We start from the raw sequence: 21,675 nt of genomic DNA on the forward strand, positions 1-21,675 counted from the left end.
GAGGCTCAGCCCTTCCGCGCAGCGCGCTTGTCGTAGTTCGGGTTCTCCCAGATCACGGTGCCGCCCTGGCCGAGGCCCACGCACATCGCGGTGATGCCGTAGCGCACCTCGGGGTGCTCGGCGAACTGCGCGGCCAGCTGGATCATCAGGCGGACCCCGCTCGCGGCGAGCGGGTGGCCGATCGCGATCGCGCCGCCCCACTGGTTGACGCGCGGGTCCTCGTCGGCGATCGCGAAGTGGTCGAGGAACGACAGCACCTGGATGGCGAACGCCTCGTTCAGCTCGAACAGCCCGATGTCGTCGATGGTCAGGCCTGCCTTGCGGAGCGCCTTCTCGGTGGACGGGACGGGCCCGAGGCCCATGATCTCCGGCTCGACGCCCGCGAAGGCGAAGCTGACCATGCGCATCTTCGGCGTGAGGCCCAGCTCCTTCACCGCGTCGTGCGAGGCGAGGAGGGAGGCGGTGGCGCCGTCGGTGAGCGGCGAGGAATTGCCGGCCGTCACGCGCCCGTGCGGGCGGAACGGGGTCTTCAGCGTGGCGAGGCCCTCCATGGTGGTCTGCGGGCGCATCCCCTCGTCCTGCGTGGCGAGGCCCCAGCCGGACTCGGAACGGATGGCGACCGGCACCAGGTCTAGCTGGATCTTGCCGGCCTCGTAGGCGGCGGCGAGCTTCTGCTGGCTGCGCATCGCGAAGCGGTCGGAGCGCTCCTTGGTGAGTGCGGGGAAGCGGTCGTGGATGCGCTCCGCGGTCATGCCCATGTTCAGGGCGTCCTCGGCGACCATCTTCTCGGAGAGGAAGCGCGGGTTGGGGTCGGCGCCGAAGCCCATCGGGTGGCGGCCCATGTGCTCGACACCGCCTGCGATGACGAGGTCGTACGCGCCGAACGCGACGCCGGAGCCGAGCGTAGTGACGCTGGTCATGGCGCCGGCGCACATCCGGTCGATCGCGAAACCGGGGACCGATTTCGGCAGGCCTGCGAGGAGTGCGGCCGTGCGGCCGAGGGTGAGCCCCTGGTCGCCCTGCTGGGTGGTGGCGGCGATCGCCACATCGTCGATCCGGTCCTTGGGCACCTCAGGGTTCCGCTCGAGCAGTCCGATCATCGCCTTCACGACGAGGTCGTCCGCGCGGGTGTTCCAGTACTGCCCTTTTTCGCCGGCCCGCCCGAACGGAGTGCGGACTCCGTCGACGAACACGACTTCGTTCTTCTCGGCCACAGTGCCTCCCAAATCAAGGTCGGAAACGATCCTAGGTACACCGTTGTGCACGAAAGAATCGTTTGATCCTTCCTACGAAACGGGCTCGGACCCCTCGTCGGCGCTTTGGGTACTTTCCACAAATGCTTGGGCGATCGCCTGTGAGGTAGCGGCAACCTGCCAGGGCCGGGCGCCGTGGTCGGCGAGCGATTCGCCGACGGAGTCTGGCGTGATCTCGTCCGGCGGCGTCCACGCCACGCGGCGCAGCGTCTCGGGCGTGAGGAGGTTCTCCAGGGGGATCGAGCGCTCCTCCGACACCGCCGTCAGCGCGATGCGTGCGGCTTTGAGCCGCCCGTCGGCGTCCGGGTTGCGGTCCGACCATGCACGGGGCGGGGGGAGGGTGTCGCCGTTGCCGCGCAGAACCGGCAGGTCGTCCGTCTGCCGGCCGGCCTCGATCGCCTCCCACCAGCGGTCGATCTCGGTGCGGCTGGCGCGGCCGGTGAACTCCCGCATCGCTGAGAGGGCGCGCTTGCTCTCCGGCATCGCCTTCGCAGCGGCGGTCAGAGAGGCGTCGGGCACCAGACGCCCGGGCGCCGTGTCGATCTCGCGCGCCAGCGCATCCCGGGCCAGCCACAGTTCGCGGGCGACGGCCAGGTTGCGCAGCCCCCGGATGGAGTGGATGCCGGACAGCCGGCGCCACGGCTCGTTGCGCACCGGCGCCAGCTCGCGCACCAGCTCGTCGGCGAACTCCTGATGGGCGATGTCCACCTTGCCGGCTTCCTCCAGGAGCGCGGCAATGGCGTCCCGCAGGTCCGGCAGCAGCTCCACATCCAGGGCCGCATAGTTCAGCCACGGCTCGGGGAGGGGACGCGTCGACCAGTCGGCCGCGCTGTGCTCCTTGGCCAGGTGGATGCCGAGCAGCTCCTCCACGACCGTCCCGAGGCCGACGCGCGGTAGCCCCAGGAGGCGTGCCGCGAGTTCGGTGTCGAAGATGATCGACGGGTCGAGCCCGACCTCGCGGAGACACGTCAGGTCCTGCGTGGCGGCGTGCAGCACCCACTCGTCGTCGAGGATGGCGTCGTTCAGCTCGTCGAAGCGACCGACCGCGGGCGGGTCGAACAGGAAGGTGCCGGAACCTCGGCGAAACACCTGGATGAGGTACGCACGCTGGGAGTAGCGGAAGCCGCTGGCGCGCTCGGCGTCAACGGCGACGGGGCCGTTCCCGGCAGCGATCCGCTCGACCGCCGCCAGGTAGGCGGCGCGCGTGTCGATGACGATGTGATCAGCCACGCGGTGTCTTCCTCGGCGTGGTCGCCCGCGCGCTCAGCAGGCTGACCCCTTCGCCGGTCGGAGGAAGGCCGGCGAGCATGCAGAGCAGTTCGCCCCAGCCCTCGACATGCGCCGAGACGTCGGACTCCAGCGGGCTCCAGGAGGCGCGCAGCTCGATCTGCGAGCCGTCGCCCTGTGCAGCCAGTTCGCCGAAGCCGGTGGAGATGATCTTGGTGGCCGTGCCGCTCGCGGCCGTGTAGCGGGCGTGCCGCGCATCCAGCGCATCCACCAGCCACGACCACGCGACGTCGGCGAGGAACGGATCGAGCCCGATGTCGGTCTCCAGCGGCGCCTGCGCGAAGCAGACGATGCGGAACGGGCCGCCCCAGGCCTCCGGCTCGTCGGGGTCGTAGAGCAGGATGAAGCGTCCGGTGCCGAGGTCCGAGTCGCTGCCGTGCCGGGCCGGGCGTACGTCGGCGGCGAGCGCGACGGAGTACGGCGCGAGCTGCGCGGGCGCGGGGATCTCCTCGATCACGAGCTCCGGACGCGACACTGCGGCTCGAATGGACTGCAGCGCCGTGGCGAACTCCGCCGGGTTCTGCGGTGGGGATGTCGGTGTCGGCACGCTTCGAACACTAGAAGCCTTTGCCGGGTCCTGGCCGTAAGGCACGCCGCCTGAGGATGTCCTGAGGGCACGCCCGGTCGGCCGCCGGTACGCTGCACACTATGGCGGAGAGCGGCACGGGTTCGGCGTTCGGCAAGGCACTCGGCACGGCGGCGATCGTCGCCGGGGTCCTGGTGCTGGCGACCGCGGCCGGTGCTGCGTGGGTGACGACGCGGGTCGCGCGGACGGTCATCACGCCGGTGCGGCGCCGGCCGCAGAACCAGACCATCCGCTCGTTCGACGAGGAACTCGGCACCGTGACCCTGCGGGCGACGCCCGACGCATCCATGCCGGGCCGGTTCGGGCTGTGGTGGGGGAGCGAGACCAGCTTCGCCAAGCTCGGCGGCCTCATCGAACGCGGCGACGGAACCGTCACCCGCGAGGTGGAGCGCGTCGAGTTCGGGCAGCTGCGTGCCGGCCGCGCCCGGATCAGCGGCTACTACTACTTGCAGCCCGAGGAGCTCGACCTCCCGGTGACGAGCGTCGACATCCCGACCGACCTCGGTGAGGCTCCGGCCTGGATCTTCCCCGCGCCGGACGACGTCGACCCGGGTCGCTGGGTGATCCAGGTGCACGGCTGGGGTGCCTCCCGCCAGGAGGGCCTGCGCGCCGTCCGCACCTTTCACGACTCCGGATTCACCTGCCTGCTCGCGTCGTACCGCAACGACGGCGACGCCCCCGAGAGCGTGGACCGCCGCTACGGATTGGGCGGGACGGAGTGGCGCGACATCGAGGCCGCCATCGAGTACGCGGTGGCGCACGGCGCCCGCTCGGTCGTCCTGATGGGCTGGTCGATGGGCGGCGCCGTCGTGCTGCAGACGATCACCCGCTCGCGTGCGCTGGAGCACGTGACCGGCATCGTGCTGGAGTCGCCCGTCATCGACTGGGTCGACACGCTCGAGTACCAGGGCAACCTGCTGCGGCTGCCGGATGTGGTGACCCGTGCGGCGATGCGCCTCATCGAGTCGGAGTGGAGCGGACCGATCACCGGCCAGGGTGCCCCTATCGACCTGCGCAGCATGGACTTCGTGGCCCGCGCCTCCGAGCTGCAGCTGCCGATGCTCATCCTGCACAGCGACGACGACGGCTTCGTGCCGTCGACCGGCTCGCGGGCGCTCGCCGAGGCGCGCAGCGACATCGTCACGCTGGTGTCGTTCGACGTCGCCCTCCACACGAAGCTGTGGAACTACGACGAGGCCAAGTGGACCGCCGCCATCTCCGGCTGGCTGGCCGACCACATCCCGGCCGCGGCCCCCGCCGCCACTGCCCCCTCAGTCGGACATCCGGCCGCTTCAGTCGGAGATCCGGCCGCTTCCGTCGGAGATCCGGCCGCCTGACCGTGGATTTCTCCTAGCCACCGCGGTGCGTCGGAGATTCGGCCCTCCTTCTCCGACGATAGGTGCCGCCGCCTCTATCGAAGAAGACTGGTCACCCCGGCCGGCGCGGCGGCTATTCGTCGTGCGGCGGCAGCTCGCCCGCGGTGAGGGCGATCATGCGCGAGGTGGAGCGCAGGTACTTCTTGCGGTAGCCGCCGCCGAGCATCTCGTCGTCGAAGACGTCGCTCAGCGGGACGCCGGTCTGCACCACCGGGATCTCGGCGTCGTAGACGCGGTCGATGAAGGCGACCAGGCGCAGCGCGGCCATCTGGTCGTGCAGCACCTCCACGCCGGTCAGGCCGATCACATCCACACCGTCGAGCATCTTGATGTAGCGGGAGGGATGCACCGTGGCCAGGTGGGCGATCAGGTCCTGGAAGCCGTCGCTCGTCACCGCTTCTCCGCGGCCGGCGATGGCGGCCACGATGCGCTCGTAGACGTCCGGCTCGACGGTGATCGCGCTGCCCGTGGTGTCGCGGCGACGATAGTCCAGCCCGTCGATGCGGATGGTCTCGAAGTTGGCGGACAGTGACTGGATCTCTCGCAGGAAGTCGCTTGCGGCGAAGCGGCCCTCGCCGAGTGCGTTCGGCGGAGTGTTGCTGGTCGCGGCGATGCGGGTGCCAGACGCGACGAGCTCGCCGAGCATCCGGGTCATCATCATGGTGTCGCCCGGGTCGTCCAGCTCGAACTCGTCGATGCAGATCAGGGTGGACCCGCGCAACAGGTCGACAGCGCCCGCGTACCCGAGCGCCCCGACGAGCGCCGTGTACTCGATGAACGTGCCGAAGTACTTGGGGCCGGGCGCCTCGTGCCACAGGGCCGCCAGGAGGTGCGTCTTGCCGACACCGAAACCGCCGTCCAAGTAGACGCCGGGCTTCATCGCCTCCACCTTGCGGCGGCTGCGGCTGAACAGGCCGGCCGGACGCTGCGGCTCCCACGTCTTCGCGAACAGCTTCAGCATCGACACCGCCTCGGCCTGCGAGGGATAGTCGTGGTCGGGTCGGTACGACTCGAACGTCGCGTGCTCGAACTGCGACGGCGGCACCAGGCTGGCGGCGATCTCGGCGCCCGTGATCTGGGGCGAACGGTCGGCGAGGCGGGGGAGGGCGTCGGTCTGCTCGAGGGTCATGGCGGGGTGTGCACCTTTGTGTCGAAGTCTTACCGTGGCCGCTCGCGGCCGCCTACGCTGGAGGTGGATCCGCAGCTGTCGCAGGCCTCCCCAAGCCTAGCGCGCGCGATGTGGACCACTTCCTGAACCGACGCCTGGAGGCACATCAGCATGACCATCGAGACCGACCCGTCGCCCGAGTTCGCCGGCTACGCGCACCCCGAGCGCCTGGTGGGCACGGACTGGCTCGCCGCGCACCTCGGCGAACCCGGACTCGTGGTGGTGGAGTCCGACGAGGACGTGCTGCTGTACGAGACCGGCCACATCCCGGGCTCGGTGAAGATCGACTGGCACACCGACCTCAACGATCCTGTCGTCCGCGACTACGTGAGCAGCGAGCGTTTCGCCGAGCTGCTCGGCTCGAAGGGCATCGCCCGCGACACCACGGTCGTCATCTACGGCGACAAGAACAACTGGTGGGCGGCCTACGCGCTGTGGGTGTTCACCCTGTTCGGCCACGAGGATGTGCGCCTGCTCGACGGTGGACGGGACAAGTGGATCGCGGAAGGCCGCGAACTCACCCGTGACGCCGTGACGGTGACCCCGGTGGACTACCCGGTCGTCGAGCGCGACGACACCGTCGAACGTGCGTTCAAGGACGACGTGCTCGCCCACCTCGGGCTCGTTCCTTCGGGAGGAGCGGCGCTCATCGACGTGCGCTCGCCGGAGGAGTACAGCGGAGAGCGGACCGAGATCCCCGGATACCCGACCGAGGGCGCCCTGCGCGCCGGCCACATCCCGTCGGCCCAGTCCGTGCCGTGGGCCAAGGCGGCGGCTCCGGATGCGACGTTCAAGCGCCGCGCGGAACTCGAGCAGGTCTACCTCGACGGCGCAGGCCTGAAGCCCGGCGACGACGTCATCGCGTACTGCCGGATCGGGGAGCGCTCCAGCCACACCTGGTTCGTCCTCACCCACCTGCTCGGCTTCGAGAACGTGAAGAACTACGACGGCTCCTGGACCGAGTGGGGATCCGCCGTGCGCGTCCCGATCGCCACCGGCACCGAGCCGGGCGAGGTCCCGGCTCGCTGAGGTCCCTGCCCCGCTGAGGTCCCTGCTCGCGGAACGCGTCCCGCAAACAGACGTACGCTTGGAGTATGGCCGAACTGACGGGCGCGCTCGCCGAAATCCGCGACGACTTCCAGGCGCTGGAGCAGAACGACCGGCTCCAGCTGCTGCTGGAGTTCTCGGACGAACTGCCCGAGCTGCCGGACCGCTACCGCGACCACCCCGACCTGCTCGAGCGGGTGGAGGAGTGCCAGGCGCCGGTGTTCATCTTCGTCGAGGTGGATGCGCAGGGCATCGTCCACCTGTTCGCCACGGCACCGCGTGAGGCGCCGACGACGCGTGGTTTCGCCTCCATCCTCGTCCAGGGTCTCGCCGGCCTGACCGCCGATCAGGTGCTCGCCGTGCCCGACGACTACCCGCAGACCCTCGGGCTGACGCAGGCCGTGTCGCCGCTGCGCCTCCGCGGCATGTCGGCTCTGCTGGGCCGCGCACAACGGCAGGTGCGCGAGAAGCTCGCCGCCTGACGCGCCGGTACCCCTGCCGAGCACTTCGGGAGCATCCCGAAACACAGTGTTTACACGAGGCGGGAATGCGTAACACTCGCGAAACACGGGAAACCCTCTGCGGAAACCTCTCCGTCCGAGACTGGCTCCACCCCGAAAGCGCCCCCCACCCGGATCGGGACGCGTCACCCGCGGGGCACTGCACAGAGAGGTAACAATTCGCATGGTGCTCCACACTGCAGCGCAATACGCGGAGGCAGGGACGGTCAACGCCCTCTGGCTCCTCGTCGCCGCGGCCCTGGTCCTCCTGATGACGCCCGGTGTCGCCTTCTTCTACGGCGGAATGGTCCGTGCCAAGAGCGTCATCAGCATGATGATGATGAGCTTCGGCGCGATGGCCCTGGTCGGCGTCCTCTGGGTGCTGTACGGCTACGGTCTCTCGTTCGGCCCGGCCTCCATCAAGGGCATCCTCGGCACGCCGGACTGGTTCCTCTCCAGCCTGATGGGCAAGGACGGCATCACCCCCGACCTCGGCGGTCTCGCATTCGCGGGCTTCCAGGCGACGTTCGCGATCATCACGGTCGCCCTGATCTCCGGTGCCATCGCCGACCGTGCCAAGTTCAGCTCCTGGATGGTGTTCGCCGGTATCTGGGTCACGGTCGTCTACTTCCCGGTCGCGTTCTGGGTGTTCAACCTCTCCAACGGCTGGATCGTCGCGGGCCTGCACGTCAACGACTTCGCCGGTGGCACCGCGGTCCACATCAACGCGGGTGCCGCGGGCCTTGCCCTCGCCCTGGTGCTCGGCAAGCGCGTCGGCTTCCAGAAGGGCATGAACAAGCCGCACAACGTGCCGCTGACCCTTCTCGGCGCAGCCCTGCTGTGGTTCGGCTGGTTCGGCTTCAACGCCGGTTCCGAGGCCGCTGTGGACGGCGTCGCCGCCCTCGCCTGGATCAACACCCTCGCGGCCCCCGCCGCCGCGACGATCGGCTGGCTGATCGTGGAGAAGGTCAAGGACGGCAAGCCCACGTCGATCGGTGCAGCATCCGGAGCCGTCGCCGGCCTGGTCGCGATCACCCCGGCCTGTAACATCCTCACCCCGGGCTGGGCGATCCTCCTCGGCGTCGTCGCGGGCGCCGTCTGCGCCCTGGCCATCGACCTAAAGTTCCGCCTCGGTTTCGACGACTCGCTCGACGTGGTCGGCATCCACCTGGTCGGCGGCATCATCGGAACCCTGTGGATCGGCTTCTTCGGCTTCACCCACGTGGACGGCGACGCCTCCAAGCCGTTCTCGAGCCTGCTCTACGGCGGCAGCTTCCAGCAGCTCGGCGTGCAGGCACTCGGAGCCTTCGCGGTGCTGCTCTACTCGTTCGTGCTGGCGTACGCCATCGGCTGGGCCATCCAGAAGACGATGGGCTTCCGCATCAAGAACGAGGACGAGCTGGCCGGTGTCGACACCGCGGTGCACGGCGAAGAGGGCTACGCCCTCGAGACGGTCTGATCGTCACCTCGATTCCCGACACGAGACGGGGCGTCGCCTGCGGGCGGCGCCCCGTTCTCATGTGGTTCGACCGCGCCGGGCACCGTCGTGCCCGGCGTCGTCGCTAGGGTGAGTCCGTGATCCCCGGGCGAGCGAGCACCCTGGCGCAGGCGACGCCGGACCAGGTGGATGCGCTGCTGCTGTTCTTCTGCGGTGCTCTCGTCCTCCTTGCTGCGTTCGGGCTGGCGTTCTTCGTCGGCGGGCTGTCGGGCGGAGCTCGCGCCGCGCGCGCTTTCCGCTTCGTGGCGCTGGGTGCGGTGGCGACGATCCTGCTGTCGGCCCTCGGCGGGTACGGCATGGTGGCGGGCGCGCCCCTCATTCCGCACCTGCTGGGGATTCCGGACCCGGGCTTCGCGTCGCTGAGCGGGACCGACCCGGCCGCCTCGTCGCCGTATCCTGCCGCGCATGCCGGCTACGTGATCGCCGTGCTCGCGCTCTGCACCGCGGTCGTCGCCGTGGCCGTCTCGTCGCGGCTGACCTTGCGCGCGTGGATCGTCTTCTCCGTCGTCTGGCTGCTCCTCGTCGTCAGCCCGGTGGCGTACGGCGTGTTGTCGCTCGACGACGGCTGGGCGGCCGCCGGGCTCCAGGTCGTCGACTTCGGGGGAGCGCTGCCCGTGATCGCGGCCGGCGGAAGCGCGATCGGCGTGCTCCTCGCCTGCGGCCGTGGCGAGCGCCAGCCGACGCAGGCGAGCCGCCCGGGGCTGGTCGCGTTCGGCGGGGCGGCCGTCTGGGTGGGCTGGCTGGGACTGGTGGTCGGCTCGGAGGGCGCCCTCGACGCCTACGCGTCGCTCATGGCCGTCGGCGCGTTCGTGGCGTCGGCGGCCGGCGTGCTGATGTGGATGCTGGTGGATGCGGTCCTCCTCCGCCGCCCGACCCTCGGCAGCGCGCTCTGGGGTTCCTTCGCCGGACTCGTCTCGGTGACCGCGGCCTCCGGGGTGCTGACGCTCGGCTGGGCGATGCTCGTCGGCGCGCTGTCCGCGCTGGCGTGCGCGACGATGGTCGACCTGGCCGCCCGTGCCCGCTTCGGGCCGTCGCTCACCCTCTGCGTCGTGACCACCGTCGGCGGCCTCGTGGGGCTGCTGTTCCCCGGGCTCTTCGCCAGCGGCGGCGGCATGATCGACAGCGGCAACTTCGACCTGTTCATCGCACAGGGGATCGCCGGGATGGCGGTGCTCCTGTACGCGACGACGATGTCGCTGCTGATCGCTCTGGCGCTGCGCTTCAGCGTCGGGCTGACGCGCATCCGCTATGGTGCCGCTCGTGGCATCCCTGAGAAGCGTCCTGTCCGCCCTGACCGCACTGTTCCGCCCGTCGCGGGCGCCGGCACCGTCGCGCCGCCGGTCTCCGGCACCGTCACGGACCCCCCGGAGGTCGGGCCCGCTCGCTGAGCCCGGCCGCTCCGGCGTAGGTATCACGCGGCAGGTCGACCCGCGCACGCTCGGCCGCATCCGCACCTCCTACAACCCCAGCGTCGGCGGCACGGCCGACCCCGGCGAGATCGTCTGGACCTGGGTGCCCTACGAGGAGGCGGACGGCCGCGGCAAGGACCGCCCGGTGCTCGTCGTCGCAGCGGAACCCTCCGGCTCGGTGCTCGCGGTCGCTCTGACCAGCCAGGAGCACACCGGCCGACCCGAATACCTGCCCATCGGGACGGGGGACTGGGACGGCCGCCGCCGACCCAGCTTCGTGCGGTTGGACCGGGTCTTCCGAGTGCAGCAGTCCGGGATGCGCCGCGAGGCCGCCGCGCTGGACGCCCGTCGCTTCGGTGTGGTCCGCGATGCGCTCGCGTCGCGCTACGGCTGGCGGTAGGCCGCCATTGGCGTCGGGGGCGATCGCTACAGTTCCGGTATGGACACCCGAATCGCCGGTCCGGACGACGCGGACGCGATCGCCGCCACCCTGGCGCTCGCCTTCCGCGACGACCCGGTGTGGGGCCCCGCCCTCGAGGCGGCGGACGGCGGCGCCGGGCACCTGAAGACCTTCTGGCGCTTCTTCGCCGAGGGAGCCATCCCGCACCGCACGGTGTTTCTGCGGGACGGCCCCGACGGCGAGGCGGCCACCGTCGCCCTCTGGATCCCGCCGGGCGCCGACGAACTGACCAAGGCGCAAGAACGGGAGGCGGATGCGCTGATACAGCGGACACTGACGCCCGAGCGGTTCGACGCCTACCGGCGCCTGTGGACGCTGTTCGAGCAGACCCACCCGCACGAGACGCCGCACATGTACCTCAGCCTGCTGGCGACGCATCCCGACCACCGCGGCCGTGGCATCGCCCAGCAACTGCTCACCGAGACCCTCGCCCGGTTCGACGCGGACGGGCTCCCGACCTACCTGGAATCGACGAACCCGGCCAACGACCACCGCTACAAGCGTGCCGGCTACCGGGTGGTGGGACGCTTCCGGTCGGTGATCGACGGTGCGCCGGTCAGCACGATGTGGCGGGATGTCACCGCACCCACGAAGAAACCCCCGGCGGACCGGGGGTTTCTCTGATGTGGGCGATGCCGGACTCGAACCGACGACCTCTTCCGTGTGAAGGAAGCGCGCTACCAACTGCGCCAATCGCCCGGGGCTCGCGAGATTCGATACTAGCCGACTCACGGGCCCGGATGCACATCGACGCGGCCCCTCCGAACGACACACCCGGGCGGGCGTAACCGGTTTTGTCTTGCGCCCAGGGATCGGCTAGAGTCTTTCAAGTGCCGCAGGGAACTGCGGAACACAATGCGGATGTAGCGCAGTTGGTAGCGCATCACCTTGCCAAGGTGAGGGTCGCGAGTTCGAGTCTCGTCATCCGCTCGAGTCGGCCCGGTCTTCGGATCGGGCCTCTCAGGTACGGTACGGTTTTTCCGTGTTGTGGCAGTTCGGTGGATTGGCCGAGAGGCGAGGCAGCGGCCTGCAAAGCCGTATACACGGGTTCGAATCCCGTATCCACCTCGATCCTGAGCTTCACGTTCAGGCTCGGGCGATTGGCGCAGCGGTAGCGCGCTTCCCTGACACGGAAGAGGTCACTGGTTCGATCCCAGTATCGCCCACCACGAAACCCCCGGGAGACCGGGGGTTTTCGCTTTGCCTGGGGGGCTCGTGCACTACACGTGCACTATTGCTGCGGACTTTTTGCGGACTGAGCTCACTTTTCCGTGGGTGGGACGCTCTGGGTCGCAGCAGGCGAGGTGGGCGTGAACTCGCGGGGCTTCCGCCTACCGTGCCACTCACCCGTGAGCTCGTACCACCGAACAACCTTGTAGTGATCCTCAAGGGCGTTGCGTACCGCCGAGCGGATCACGCTGTACAGGATGGCCAACCCGATCAGGCCGCCGATCAAGTACACGATGATGAAGACCAGATCCATTGCTCTCTCCCGGCTGCTCAATCGGCAGTATAGGGCGGATGGTCTCGCCGCACCCATCCGACAGGCTGCAGCTAGAACGGCCTGTCGATCGACCGAAAGTCACCGGTTTACGGGTTAGGCCGCCCGTCGTCCGTGAACAGCTCCGGGAGCCGGCGTCGTCGATCGGAGAGGCTCTTCGCGCCCGTGGGGGACTCGTGCTTGGACACGAACTCCGCGGCGCGCTCGAGCTGCGTCTCGTCGAATGCGGACGCCATGCTCTCGATCTCCGCAGCGCGAATGCCGTTGCCGGCGGCGATCTCGCGCCAGTTGCTGACGGCGCTCACGACCGGCAGTAGAGCCTCGGCGGCGTCGCCTGCGTTCAGCTGGTAGACGCCGCTGGACTCAATCAGCAGGCGGATGTCGCGGTTCGCCGGGTCATCGCGGTCGCTGATCCGCCGGGAGCGCACCCGGCTTCCAGCCCTGGTCGGGTTGACGTCGTACAGCGGGCTCAGCCGCCAGGCTGTGCCACCGGTGCTCGTCTCCTCACGGATGAAGCCGTGGTTCTTCCAATGGTCGTCGACGTTGCCCACCAGCACCGTTAACGCCACCCGTTGGAACAGCTCGCGCAGGTCGGCCTGGGACGACCCAGGGTTGAGGTGATCAACCGTGTCCGCGAAGTCGGCGTAGGTGGCCTGCTGGTTCTGCTGGGTGAGCTGCATCGCGCTCATCGCCGAGATGAACCCGACCCTGTGCTGGCTGGCAGTGCCGGGGTTACCAGCTCGGTCGAAGCGCTCGACCAACAGCGACGACTCGTGCTCGGCAAGGCGGATGAGCCGATGCCGCGGCGCGCGAAGGCCTGCCTGCTGGGCGATGTCCAGCGCGGTGGCCTCCCAGGCCTCGAGGTCTGATCGGCGGTCACGGTTGGAGGGGAGCTTCAGCATCCACAGGGTGCCGTCGCTCTCCTGGATCGTCGCCTTAGGACGGGCACCGCCGAGGCTGGAGCCCACGAAACCGAGGATCTCGATGTCCTCGTCAGTGGCCTCGTACTCCTCGAATCGGGTAGCGGCCTCCGCGATGCGGCGCACGTCGTGCGTGTTCGCAGCCGTGTGCTTCGCCGCGGTGAGCCACCGGTCGGCGCTGGGCAGCACACCAGGCGCCGTGAAGCGCAGAGCGCCCATGCGGGTGAGGTCGTTCTGCTGCACCAGGTGGTCGAACTCACCGATCGCGGGCGGGAGCCGGTCGCCGCGCTGCAGCGCGTACTCGGCGTCGATGAGACCGACACCCCAGTCATCCGGCGTGACATCAGCGAATGCACCGAAAAGCGTCGTGTCGCCGCCGGAGAACTGCTTGCCGGCGACGAGCGGCAGGTCGGGGGAGAGCGCGTAGCTCTCCTGGCTCGCCAGGTAGGACGCTGCATACTCGAACGAGCTGCCGGCCAGGGTGCGGCCGCCCATGAAAGACGCGCGCAGCGTGCCGACGCGGACGGGCTCGTCAGGACCTTCGTCGAGGTAGACGTCGACGATGTCGTGCAGGGTGATCTGTTCGGCGGCCATTGCTACCTCCTCTCGTGCTTCTGTGACTGGACGCCGACTTCCTCGTCCATTAGGGCGCGTCCGGCGGGGGAGTTCCATGGGTCGGTGCTCTCGATAACGGTGTTCGCGATGCCGAGAGCGGTGAGGACAGCCAGCACGGAGTCGATGCGCGGAGCTCCGGTGCCCTGCTCGAGTGCCCGGAGGGTGTCGCGGGTCACGTGAGCACGCTCAGCGAGTTGCACGGCGCTGAGGCCCTGGAGCTTCCGCCAGCGTTCGATGTTCGCGCCCAGTTCGCTGAGTAGGCGAGTTCGTGCGGGCGATTGCCTGCTGACCATGATTTCTCCCGCGATTGACGTGTTTTCCTGTCAATTCTAGTGGGTTCTGTGGTGTTTAGACGGCATCTGCTATCTATTTTTACATTAGGCGGTCTTGAACGAAGAACGTGCGTGCGTGGAACCTTGCGGGTGCGTCCTCGGGACCCTCCGTTCAGTCCCTCCCAGTCGGGGCTAGCGTTCCGCCATGAACAAGGTCTCCGCCGCGTAAGGAAGCAACCCCCTCCGGACCAACTCAACGAGGCTCAGACTAAGGACAATCTGATTGCCTTGAGTCTCTGGTACGCGGCTCTTTACGTTGTCATAGACGGGTGAAACGAGACCGGACTTAGGGACGAAGCACTCGATGAGCTCTTGAAGGATCCATTCGTCGACCACTTTCGAATCTTCCGAAACCAGGTGTTCCACTACCAAAGGAATCCACAGCTCCTCCGTCGGCTTGGAACTGACGAAACTGCAGCGAAGGCTGCGACCAGCTGGATAACGCAAACCCATAGGGCCCTCGAGGGACCTGTATGAATGGCCCACGTGGGTCGCGCGGACAGTCCGCACGTCGGGCAAGGGATAACTGCACCTAAGCGCGTTTCGTCGTCGGTCACGGGCACAACGCAGCGTATTGCCACGGGATCGTGCGCCGCTCATCTCGTCATCGCTTAGGCCGAACGGGTGGGGATTCCACCAAGGAATCCCCGGGAAACCCGGCGGGTTTTTCGTGTAAGCGCTCGGGCGCCAGCCACGAGTTGCCCCCCGTTCGGGGCGACGTGTGTGCTCTGCGAACATTCCCGACCGGTCGGTATGTTTGCGCACATAGTATGACTACGCGCTTACCCGATCGCGAACCTTCGAGAGTGTGCGCGCCACCCACCGTCGTTCTCTGTTCCGAGTCGCGGCCGTCGAGCACTGTGAAGGGAAATACCGTGCCATTCGCTTCGTCCACCCCCACCCGTTCCCAGGCGAGGCGCTCGGCGCTCATCGTCTCCGCCGGGCTGATCGCCGCTACTCTGAGCCTCGGTGGCACTGTCGCTGCTCAGGCAGCCCCCCTCGCCACCGCGACTGTCAACGCGCCTACGGCGACCGCTGACGGTCAACTGACGCTGACAGTCGACGGCTTCGCGGCGAACGAACCCCTCACGGTGACATTCGACTCGTCCCCGCTGACCACCTACCCCGACAGCGCGTACACGCAGGACACCACGGACGGCTTGGGCCAGTACGTCGCGACCGTCTACGTCCCCAGCGCCGCGACCGTCGGCACGCACGCGATCACCGTTACCGGTGCGACAACCGGACCGGCGGCGACCGCGATCACGCTCATCGCCGCGCCGACCAGCTCGGTGAGCCCGTCCACTGTCGCGCTGTCGGCCTACCTCAGCACGGGTGTGACCGTGACCTTCCGCAACTTCACGCCCAACTCGACCGTTTCCTTCGGCCTGGGTGACCAGGGTTCCGGCGGCCCGGTGGGTTCCCCGGTGGTCGTGGACCTCTCCGGAGTCGCGACTCTCCACTACGTCGCGACAGCAGGCACGCAGTACTCGACCCCGGGAACGTACACGTTCACGGCCTTCAACGCTGACGGAAGCCTCGTCGCCGAGCCCGCCACCCTGACGGTCACCGCGGACCCAGCTGCAGCACCGGCCGCCCCCGTCGCAGCACCCGCTGCCCCGGTCAAGCACGTCGCGAGCTTCACCGGCTGAGCACCGAACGCATCACCCGTTCGCCGGGCAGGGGCCTTCGCTCCCGCCCGGCGAACGTGTTTTCCATCAGCAGCCCCTTCGGAGGAGCCCTCATGTCCAACCGCTTGGTAGCGTCGGTCGCAATCGCGACGGCGATCATGTCCGGCCTGCTCCTCACCGGCTGCGCATCAGAGGCAGCACCCACGCACTCCCCGGCGCCGCACCCGACCGTGCGCAGCGTGTCACCCACGCCGACGCCCACACCGTCGGCTCCCTCCGCGATCGGAACCTCGGCCACGGCGACCTCGGCACAGGTCGCCGTGTACGGTTCGCCGAACGGCTCAGTCATCGAGAACCTGGCGAACCCCCAGCCGTCCGGAGCGCCGCTGACGTTCCTCGTCGCATCCAGTCAGGGCGCCTGGCTGCAGGTCGACCTGGCCCAGCGTCCCAACGGCAGCACCGGCTGGATCCAGGCGGATTCCGTCGCCCTTCACAGCCTCGTTTACAGCCTGCAGGCCTCCACGGAACAGAACACGCTCACGTTGTTGAAGAACGGGGAGCCGGTGAAGACGTACTCCGCCGCGACCGGCACGGGTGGCACGCCCACGCCGCACGGCTCGTTCTACATCACCGAACTGCTGGAGCCCACGAACGGCGGGTACGGCCCGTTCGCGTTCGGGCTGTCCGCCTTCTCGGACGTCCTCTCCAGCTTCGGCGGCGGCCCGGGCCAGATCGGGCTCCACGGCACCGACGACGCGGGTAGCATCGGCCACGCGGCCAGCCACGGTTGCATCCGCCTGGCCAACCCCGACATCACCGAACTCGCCGGCCTGCTGCCCCTCGGCACGCCCATCACCATCAGCTGACCGCTGGGCCAGAGGCCCATCCGACCATCGCGGCACCGACACTGATGAGCAGCGCGACGCGACACGTGCGGAGCGACAGAGCTACCCTTCTGACATGCGGCGAAGCGCGAGCAGAGTCACGGCCGCGGCGGCGGCCCTCGCGGCGACACTTGCACTGTCGGGGTGCGTACTGGACGCATGCCCGGCGGTCGGATACCTGGACACCTCACCAGTGGCGCTGGCGTTCGAAGGGTCCCTGCCCGCGGACGCCACGGTCTCGGCGTGCTTCGGAAGCGACTGCGAGCCGGCGGCCGTTGGGGCAGGCGCGTACGGCAGCCATCGAGTGCCCCAGCGGGCACCCTACCTCAAGAGCGCGACCGTGCAACTGACGACCGTCCGCGTCGTCGTAGCGAAGGATGCGGAGGTGCTTCACGACGGTGTGCACGACATCCCGGTCCGTTCCGAGCGCACGGGCCTGTCGGGTCAGTGCCCGGGGCCGTGGTCGTACGAGCCGGTAGAGGTCCGGCTGAGCAGATAGACCGGGACTCGCCGCCATCAGGACAGCCTCGGATCGTCCTAGCGGGCGACACGACTCCTCCGCTCGGGCGATGCGCCCGCGCCGGCACGGCGAGAGGGTGAAGGGGTGCACTGGCGATCGATATTGGCTTGGGTCCCCGCCTCGCTCTTCGCGTTGCTGGTCGCCGCAGGGTGGTCGCTCGCCGCTCTCGATCTGGGCGCGCCCGAGGTGCTGTTGCTGGGAACTGTCGATGGATCCCAGGCCGGGATGCTGGTCCTCCTCCTCGGGGTGGGATGCGGGATCTTCACCGCGGTGCAGACGGCGATCCTCGCGGGCCGGCTGCGTCGGTGGCCGCTCCGTGTGCTCGCACGGGTGGCTTCCTGTCTGGTGCTCGTCGCGGCGCTGCCCGTCGGGTACGTGCTGGTGTTCGCTGCGGCCATCACCACGGTGAACGAGTATCGGCCGCTTGCTGTCCCGGAGCACAGCGTCGTCGTACAGACATTCAGTTGGCACCACCGAAGCCAGCACCTCCTGGAAGGCGACGGGCTGATGTTCCATGAGGTGGCCCTGTGCGGTGACGCGCTGCCGCTTGACGGCTACGACGCCTTCTCGGCCGGCCGGTACGAGCTGTTCTCGCGTGGCGGCCGGGCGATGCTGCGATTCGCACAGAGGCCCGGAGTGCCGCTCACCGGCGAGGCCGTTCTCGGATCACGTCCCGGCGACGACGTCGCGACGATCTGCGGGTCGCGCTAGGGCTGCCAGGATCGAGACGCTCCTTACGGCTTGGCGCCGTTGTGGAACGATCCGTGAAGCGTCGTGTCCGAGAACACTGTCATGTCGATGATGTTGCGCACCGCAGCGAGCGTCGCCTCGTCTGCTGGATCGACGGTCACCGTGAGCGATCCGTAGTCCACCCGCATCGTGTAGGGAATGGACGCCTCAACGGACGTGACCTGCGGCGTCGACGCGATCAGCGCAAGTCCCTCGGCGACACCAGTCGATGTCTCCCGGGGGATGGACTGGTCGAAGGTGCGGTCGTAATGCACGACGGTCCCCACGTGACCGTCCCCTGCGGGCACCGTCAAGGTCAGGCTCACCCCGGTCCAGGCGAGATGCTCGGCCATCGTCGAGGGCACGGCTCCCGCCTCCTCCGGAGTAGCCTCAGGCGACATCGTGACCGAGACCATCGTCGAGAAGTGGTTTTCGACGAGCAGACAGTCAGGTCGCTCCGGGTCCGGGGAGGTGCTCTGTGCGTTGGAGGCGCGCTCGCCGACGTTGTCCACCGCGGGAAGTTCACGAACCGCACGGACCGCCGATCGGACCTCTTCGGCGACGTGAGGGTCGAGCGTCGGCGTCGGCGTCGAGGTGGGCGCCAGGGTGGGTGACCGGTCTGGTGCCGCGCCTCGAGGGAGACACGTCTGGCCGGGGTTGGTCGAGTCGTCACCGGTTGCGCCCGTTGCCAGATCGCGGAGGGCACTGCATCCGGAGAGAAGTGCCCCCGTCAGCAGCATCGCGACCACAGCAGCTCCTCGTCCACTCATGGCATCGACGCTAACGCGCGACCGTGCGAGGAGACATCCACCCGGGGGATGACCGGTTCGCTCCTGCAGCGACCGTCAGCCGTAGAGTCGTTGCATGCGCATGCGGCGTCGGGCCTGGAGCGGGTGAGCGGTGGCCCTCGAATTCGAGCACCGGGCGTCCGACTCGCCATGGATCGAGCGGGTCTGGCGAAGCAGGAGCACCGGCACGACGAGGATGACCTCTGTCGCCCGAGCCCACTGGGACTTCGTGTTCTGGGAGGCGCCCGACGGCATCCATGCCGGAGTGCACGGTCCAGAATCGCGCGCGACGCGGGCCCCGGTCGCGGACGACTCCGAATTCACCGGGATCCGGCTCGCACTCGGGACCTTCCTCGCCGGCCTCCCCGTGCCGGCGTTCGTCGACCGCTTCGTGAGCCTTCCTGTCGACGGGGACGCGTTCCGATTCGGAGGCGAACGGCTACGACTGCCCCGCTTCGACCAGGCCGAAGAGTTCATCGAGGTCCTCATTCGCACGGAGTTGCTGCTCTCTGCCACCTTTCAGGAGGGCTCGGTCCCGAGCGACCGGACGCGACAGCGCAGGTACCTGGCCGCCACGGGTCTCCCGCAGCGTACGGTCCGTCAGATAGAGCGGGCGAATCACGCGGCCGTCCGCCTGAGGGCGGGGGAGCCGCCCGCTACTGTCGCCCACGACGTCGGCTACTTCGACCAGCCGCACCTGGCTCGGTCGCTGCGCCGGTTCATCGGCCCATCCGCGACGGAGCTCGCGACAGGCGCCCATCCGGATGGCCCGCTGTCGCTGCTGTACAAGACCCGAACGGCTCCGGATCGGTAGCTTTCGGTTCACGGCCTCCACGTGGAGGCCGTGGACGAGGAGGCACCATGAGCGGCAACGACCCACGCGGCACCGAGGCTGACGCCGGAAACCGGCGCGTCGTCCTCTACGAACTGATGTCGCTGGACGGCTTCGCCGACGACCCCGGCGAGGGCGAGTGGCTACAAGACACGGGTGAGCACCTGGAAGAGTTTCTCAGCAAGACGATCGCGACGCAGGACGCCGTGCTGCTCGGCCGGCGCACGTACGAGAAGTGGGCGCCCTACTGGCCGACAGCGCGAGTGCAGCCCTTCGCGGACTTCATCAACGGCACGCACAAGTACGTCTTCACGTCGTCGCCATCGGCTCTCGAGTGGGCGAATTCGACCCCCATCACCGATCCGGCCGCATCCTTCGTCGCCGCACTCAAGCGGCAACAGGGCGGCGACATCGGCATCCACGGCAGCCTATCGCTGGCACGCGACCTGCTGGCCGCGCAGCTGCTGGATGACGTGCGCCTCGTTCTCGCCCCGAGTCTGGCAGGCCACGGCAAGCGGCTGTTCTCCGACGATGGCGCGTTGCAGCACTTCGAGCTGATCGATTCCGAGCGCTCGGGCGGTTGCCTGCTGCTGCAATATCGCCGTCGCGGACGGGAGGTATGAATCCCGCCGAATTAATCCGTGGTGATGGTCGGCGCCAGTGCGGCGGCCTCGAGGAGTGTCGTGATCCCGGCGTCGAAGCTCCGCTCGAAGCGGCTGAGTTCCGCGTTCCTGACGCCGTTTCTCGCAGCAGCCTCGCGCCATCCCGCCAGCACTTCGGCGGTCCGCCCCAGCTCTGAGGCGATCTCGTCGCTGCTGAGTCTGCAGGCGCGGCCCAGCACGCGCAGACCATCAGCCTCGTCGGCCGCGGTGTCGGCGCCGGCGACGGTGGTCTGCCGGGCGTCGGCGTCAGGATTCGGGTTGATGTCGAAGGCCGGTGACAGGTTCCACCCGGCGCGGCCGCGGAGGAAGCCGTGGTTGCGCAGGTGGTCGTCGGTGTTGTTCAGGCCCACGCTGACCACGACACGGCGGAACAGCTGGCGGGCGTCGTCCTTCGGGCTGGCACTGATCTCTTCGAGGCGTTCGGCGATGTCGAGGTAGTCGGCGCTCTCGCCGTCGCGGTGCTCCAGGAGGGTCATCGCGCTGATGTATCCGACGCGGCCAGGATCAGCGCCGTCTGCGCCGCGGGTGCGGTCGAAGCGGTTGATCAGGAGGATGTGCCGGCCTTCGATGCGGACGAGCCGGTGCGGGGGGATGGTGACTCCTGCAGCAGCGGCGAGGTCGAGAGCCGTGGCCTCCCAAGCCATGACATCCCAGGCGTCCTCGTGGTGCGGGAACTTCGCGATCAGCTGCTCGCCGCCTTCTCCGAGCACGGCGGCCTTCGGGCGGGCTCCGCCCAGCGAGCCGGTTCCGGCGTCCAGGAGGGCCTTCACGGCGTCGAGGTTGTCGCCGTCGTGGGCCGCGGCGTCCGCGGCGCGCAGCAGCTCGGGCAGCCGGACCAGTCTCGGCACGGTGTGACCATGGTCGACGAAGCGAGCGCGGTCATCCGGCCGGAACCGGAGAGCGCCCTGGCGGGTGATGTCGCTGACGCCCGTCAGAAAGTCCACATCGTCCAGTTGCTGCGGACGGCGAGATCCTTCCCTGGCGATGGCACGCTCACGCTTGGTGATGAGGTTGCGGCCCCAGCGGTCCGGCGCCGAGTCGGCGAAGGCCCCGGGAAGGCCCTGGACGTACTGCGTGCCGGTGACCATCCGCAGCGCCGGGTCGATGGCGTAGGCGGTCGGGTTCGCGAGGTAGCTCTGGTCGTACTGGAAGGTGGTCGAAGCCAGGGCGCCGCGGCTGCGGTGGAACTGGGCGTGGCCGACGAACACGGTTGTACCGCCGAGCGCGAGATGCACCTGGAGTGCCTCGTGATGCGTCATCGCACACGCTGCCGAGAGAGGAGCGCCGCCCGGGCACGGCCGAGGTCGGTGTTCAGCGGATCCATCGCCTCCGTGAGGGTGTCCAGTATCCCCAGGGAACGCGCGACCTTCAGGACGACATGGAAGCCCACGGACGGGTCGCCGTGCTCCAGCTTGCGCAGTGTGTCTCGCGTGATGTCCGCGCGTTCGGCGACCTGCTGAGTGGTGAGACCCAGGATCTTTCGCCAGCCGGCGAAGTCCTCGCCGATCTCCCTGGCGGCGCGGATGACCCTTGCTGGCTGCACGCTGACCATGTGGCTGCCTCCTAATATGTAATAGCGGATAGTATACTCGCCGTTAACGCTTGTACTGGGGAGCTCGGTCGGCTTTGTTGGCGACTCCCAACAGTTTGCCCCTAAAGTGGTCCCACGAACGATTG

At 68.7% G+C, this 21,675-nt stretch carries 23 protein-coding genes and 4 tRNA genes; 16 read left to right on the forward strand and 11 right to left on the reverse strand.

The window, feature by feature from the left end:
* Positions 1-5 precede the first annotated feature (5 nt).
* From AB4079_RS04630 to AB4079_RS04640, 3 genes are all read right to left on the reverse strand, one after another.
* The gene (locus AB4079_RS04630; protein ID WP_441786116.1) at positions 6-1,214 is read right to left on the reverse strand and encodes a thiolase family protein; all 1,209 of its coding nucleotides are present in this window, start codon (positions 1,212-1,214) and stop codon (positions 6-8) included.
* 72 nt (positions 1,215-1,286) lie between these two features.
* Positions 1,287-2,483 carry an HRDC domain-containing protein gene (locus tag AB4079_RS04635; protein WP_441786117.1) on the reverse strand — a complete coding sequence of 399 codons (1,197 nt, stop codon included), beginning with the start codon at positions 2,481-2,483 and terminating at the stop codon, positions 1,287-1,289.
* A complete protein-coding gene (locus AB4079_RS04640; RefSeq protein WP_441786118.1) occupies positions 2,476-3,087 on the reverse strand; it encodes a DUF3000 domain-containing protein in 612 nt (203 codons plus the stop codon). The genes AB4079_RS04635 and AB4079_RS04640 overlap by 8 nt, the downstream gene beginning before the upstream one ends.
* A 101-nt stretch (positions 3,088-3,188) precedes the next feature.
* Between AB4079_RS04640 and AB4079_RS04645 the strand changes: the two genes are divergently transcribed.
* On the forward strand, positions 3,189-4,463 hold the full coding sequence (locus AB4079_RS04645) for an alpha/beta hydrolase family protein (RefSeq protein WP_441786119.1): 1,275 nt from the start codon (positions 3,189-3,191) through the stop codon (positions 4,461-4,463).
* A 112-nt stretch (positions 4,464-4,575) separates the two neighbouring features.
* Here AB4079_RS04645 and zapE read toward each other — a convergent pair whose 3' ends face one another.
* The gene (gene zapE, locus AB4079_RS04650; RefSeq protein WP_441786120.1) at positions 4,576-5,631 is read right to left on the reverse strand and encodes a cell division protein ZapE; all 1,056 of its coding nucleotides are present in this window, start codon (positions 5,629-5,631) and stop codon (positions 4,576-4,578) included.
* Positions 5,632-5,781: 150 nt separating this feature from the next.
* On the opposite strand from zapE, the gene AB4079_RS04655 reads away from it, so the two are divergent.
* The 6 genes from AB4079_RS04655 (at position 5,782) to AB4079_RS04680 (ending at position 11,208) form a co-directional block, all read left to right on the forward strand.
* Complete coding sequence (locus AB4079_RS04655) at positions 5,782-6,699, forward strand: sulfurtransferase (protein WP_441786121.1); 918 nt, start codon at positions 5,782-5,784, stop codon at positions 6,697-6,699.
* A 65-nt stretch (positions 6,700-6,764) separates the two neighbouring features.
* Positions 6,765-7,199: a SufE family protein gene (locus AB4079_RS04660; RefSeq protein WP_441786122.1), complete on the forward strand. Its 435-nt coding sequence runs from the start codon at positions 6,765-6,767 to the stop codon at positions 7,197-7,199.
* Positions 7,200-7,401: 202 nt separating this feature from the next.
* Positions 7,402-8,676, forward strand: a complete 1,275-nt coding sequence (locus AB4079_RS04665; RefSeq protein WP_441786123.1) for an ammonium transporter — start codon at positions 7,402-7,404, stop codon at positions 8,674-8,676.
* A gap of 116 nt (positions 8,677-8,792) precedes the next feature.
* Complete coding sequence (locus tag AB4079_RS04670) at positions 8,793-10,103, forward strand: ammonium transporter (RefSeq protein ID WP_441786124.1); 1,311 nt, start codon at positions 8,793-8,795, stop codon at positions 10,101-10,103.
* Between the two features lie 109 nt (positions 10,104-10,212).
* A complete protein-coding gene (locus AB4079_RS04675; protein WP_441786263.1) occupies positions 10,213-10,524 on the forward strand; it encodes a type II toxin-antitoxin system PemK/MazF family toxin in 312 nt (103 codons plus the stop codon).
* 39 nt (positions 10,525-10,563) lie between these two features.
* Positions 10,564-11,208, forward strand: coding sequence for a GNAT family N-acetyltransferase (locus AB4079_RS04680; protein WP_441786125.1), 645 nt, complete (start codon positions 10,564-10,566; stop codon positions 11,206-11,208).
* A 2-nt stretch (positions 11,209-11,210) separates the two neighbouring features.
* Here AB4079_RS04680 and AB4079_RS04685 read toward each other — a convergent pair.
* Positions 11,211-11,283, reverse strand: a tRNA-Val gene (locus AB4079_RS04685).
* 158 nt (positions 11,284-11,441) lie between these two features.
* Here AB4079_RS04685 and AB4079_RS04690 point away from each other — a divergent pair.
* The 3 genes from AB4079_RS04690 to AB4079_RS04700 all read left to right on the forward strand — a co-directional run bounded on the left by AB4079_RS04690 (position 11,442) and on the right by AB4079_RS04700 (position 11,753).
* A tRNA-Gly gene (locus tag AB4079_RS04690) sits at positions 11,442-11,514 on the forward strand.
* Between the two features lie 67 nt (positions 11,515-11,581).
* Positions 11,582-11,652 (forward strand) — tRNA-Cys (locus tag AB4079_RS04695).
* Between the two features lie 26 nt (positions 11,653-11,678).
* Positions 11,679-11,753: transfer RNA gene (locus tag AB4079_RS04700), tRNA-Val, on the forward strand.
* Between the two features lie 92 nt (positions 11,754-11,845).
* Here the strand turns inward: AB4079_RS04700 and AB4079_RS04705 are convergent.
* From AB4079_RS04705 to AB4079_RS04715, 3 genes are all read right to left on the reverse strand, one after another.
* Positions 11,846-12,067: a hypothetical protein gene (locus AB4079_RS04705; RefSeq protein ID WP_441786126.1), complete on the reverse strand. Its 222-nt coding sequence runs from the start codon at positions 12,065-12,067 to the stop codon at positions 11,846-11,848.
* A gap of 107 nt (positions 12,068-12,174) precedes the next feature.
* Positions 12,175-13,599: a type II toxin-antitoxin system HipA family toxin gene (locus tag AB4079_RS04710; RefSeq protein ID WP_441786127.1), complete on the reverse strand. Its 1,425-nt coding sequence runs from the start codon at positions 13,597-13,599 to the stop codon at positions 12,175-12,177.
* Between the two features lie 2 nt (positions 13,600-13,601).
* Positions 13,602-13,913 carry a helix-turn-helix domain-containing protein gene (locus tag AB4079_RS04715; protein WP_441786128.1) on the reverse strand — a complete coding sequence of 104 codons (312 nt, stop codon included), beginning with the start codon at positions 13,911-13,913 and terminating at the stop codon, positions 13,602-13,604.
* 914 nt (positions 13,914-14,827) lie between these two features.
* Between AB4079_RS04715 and AB4079_RS04720 the strand changes: the two genes are divergently transcribed.
* The 4 genes from AB4079_RS04720 to AB4079_RS04735 all read left to right on the forward strand — a co-directional run bounded on the left by AB4079_RS04720 (position 14,828) and on the right by AB4079_RS04735 (position 17,698).
* Positions 14,828-15,604, forward strand: coding sequence for a hypothetical protein (locus tag AB4079_RS04720; protein WP_441786129.1), 777 nt, complete (start codon positions 14,828-14,830; stop codon positions 15,602-15,604).
* A gap of 92 nt (positions 15,605-15,696) precedes the next feature.
* Positions 15,697-16,449: a L,D-transpeptidase family protein gene (locus AB4079_RS04725; protein WP_441786130.1), complete on the forward strand. Its 753-nt coding sequence runs from the start codon at positions 15,697-15,699 to the stop codon at positions 16,447-16,449.
* Between the two features lie 94 nt (positions 16,450-16,543).
* Complete coding sequence (locus tag AB4079_RS04730; protein WP_441786131.1) at positions 16,544-16,966, forward strand: hypothetical protein; 423 nt, start codon at positions 16,544-16,546, stop codon at positions 16,964-16,966.
* A gap of 105 nt (positions 16,967-17,071) precedes the next feature.
* Positions 17,072-17,698 (forward strand): hypothetical protein, encoded by a 627-nt coding sequence (locus AB4079_RS04735; RefSeq protein WP_441786132.1) that lies wholly within the window; start codon positions 17,072-17,074, stop codon positions 17,696-17,698.
* Between the two features lie 23 nt (positions 17,699-17,721).
* Here the strand turns inward: AB4079_RS04735 and AB4079_RS04740 are convergent, their stop codons facing one another.
* Positions 17,722-18,486, reverse strand: coding sequence for a hypothetical protein (locus AB4079_RS04740; protein ID WP_441786133.1), 765 nt, complete (start codon positions 18,484-18,486; stop codon positions 17,722-17,724).
* Between the two features lie 214 nt (positions 18,487-18,700).
* On the opposite strand from AB4079_RS04740, the gene AB4079_RS04745 reads away from it, so the two are divergent.
* A complete protein-coding gene (locus tag AB4079_RS04745; protein WP_441786134.1) occupies positions 18,701-19,318 on the forward strand; it encodes an AraC family transcriptional regulator in 618 nt (205 codons plus the stop codon).
* A gap of 47 nt (positions 19,319-19,365) precedes the next feature.
* Complete coding sequence (locus AB4079_RS04750; protein ID WP_441786135.1) at positions 19,366-19,959, forward strand: dihydrofolate reductase family protein; 594 nt, start codon at positions 19,366-19,368, stop codon at positions 19,957-19,959.
* An 11-nt stretch (positions 19,960-19,970) separates the two neighbouring features.
* On the opposite strand, the gene AB4079_RS04755 is transcribed toward AB4079_RS04750, so the two are convergent.
* Both AB4079_RS04755 and AB4079_RS04760 read right to left on the reverse strand, forming a co-directional pair.
* The gene (locus AB4079_RS04755) at positions 19,971-21,257 is read right to left on the reverse strand and encodes a type II toxin-antitoxin system HipA family toxin (protein WP_441786136.1); all 1,287 of its coding nucleotides are present in this window, start codon (positions 21,255-21,257) and stop codon (positions 19,971-19,973) included.
* A complete protein-coding gene (locus AB4079_RS04760) occupies positions 21,254-21,550 on the reverse strand; it encodes a helix-turn-helix domain-containing protein (protein ID WP_441786137.1) in 297 nt (98 codons plus the stop codon). The genes AB4079_RS04755 and AB4079_RS04760 overlap by 4 nt, the downstream gene beginning before the upstream one ends.
* Positions 21,551-21,675 lie beyond the last annotated feature (125 nt).

Source organism: Leifsonia sp. 2MCAF36, from assembly GCF_052115525.1.
GTDB lineage: Bacteria > Actinomycetota > Actinomycetes > Actinomycetales > Microbacteriaceae > Leifsonia.

What these genes read in the sequence shown, in the direction of transcription:
- AB4079_RS04645 (WP_441786119.1), top strand. Translation starts at nt 3,189, where the DNA reads ATGGCGGAGAGCGGCACGGGTTCGGCGTTCGGCAAGGCACTCGGCACG.
- zapE (WP_441786120.1), bottom strand. Translation starts at nt 5,631, where the DNA reads ATGACCCTCGAGCAGACCGACGCCCTCCCCCGCCTCGCCGACCGTTCG.
- AB4079_RS04655 (WP_441786121.1), top strand. Translation starts at nt 5,782, where the DNA reads ATGACCATCGAGACCGACCCGTCGCCCGAGTTCGCCGGCTACGCGCAC.
- AB4079_RS04660 (WP_441786122.1), top strand. Translation starts at nt 6,765, where the DNA reads ATGGCCGAACTGACGGGCGCGCTCGCCGAAATCCGCGACGACTTCCAG.
- AB4079_RS04665 (WP_441786123.1), top strand. Translation starts at nt 7,402, where the DNA reads ATGGTGCTCCACACTGCAGCGCAATACGCGGAGGCAGGGACGGTCAAC.
- AB4079_RS04680 (WP_441786125.1), top strand. Translation starts at nt 10,564, where the DNA reads ATGGACACCCGAATCGCCGGTCCGGACGACGCGGACGCGATCGCCGCC.
- AB4079_RS04705 (WP_441786126.1), bottom strand. Translation starts at nt 12,067, where the DNA reads ATGGATCTGGTCTTCATCATCGTGTACTTGATCGGCGGCCTGATCGGG.
- AB4079_RS04710 (WP_441786127.1), bottom strand. Translation starts at nt 13,599, where the DNA reads ATGGCCGCCGAACAGATCACCCTGCACGACATCGTCGACGTCTACCTC.
- AB4079_RS04715 (WP_441786128.1), bottom strand. Translation starts at nt 13,913, where the DNA reads ATGGTCAGCAGGCAATCGCCCGCACGAACTCGCCTACTCAGCGAACTG.
- AB4079_RS04725 (WP_441786130.1), top strand. Translation starts at nt 15,697, where the DNA reads ATGTCCAACCGCTTGGTAGCGTCGGTCGCAATCGCGACGGCGATCATG.
- AB4079_RS04730 (WP_441786131.1), top strand. Translation starts at nt 16,544, where the DNA reads ATGCGGCGAAGCGCGAGCAGAGTCACGGCCGCGGCGGCGGCCCTCGCG.
- AB4079_RS04740 (WP_441786133.1), bottom strand. Translation starts at nt 18,486, where the DNA reads ATGAGTGGACGAGGAGCTGCTGTGGTCGCGATGCTGCTGACGGGGGCA.
- AB4079_RS04745 (WP_441786134.1), top strand. Translation starts at nt 18,701, where the DNA reads ATGACCTCTGTCGCCCGAGCCCACTGGGACTTCGTGTTCTGGGAGGCG.
- AB4079_RS04750 (WP_441786135.1), top strand. Translation starts at nt 19,366, where the DNA reads ATGAGCGGCAACGACCCACGCGGCACCGAGGCTGACGCCGGAAACCGG.
- AB4079_RS04755 (WP_441786136.1), bottom strand. Translation starts at nt 21,257, where the DNA reads ATGACGCATCACGAGGCACTCCAGGTGCATCTCGCGCTCGGCGGTACA.
- AB4079_RS04760 (WP_441786137.1), bottom strand. Translation starts at nt 21,550, where the DNA reads ATGGTCAGCGTGCAGCCAGCAAGGGTCATCCGCGCCGCCAGGGAGATC.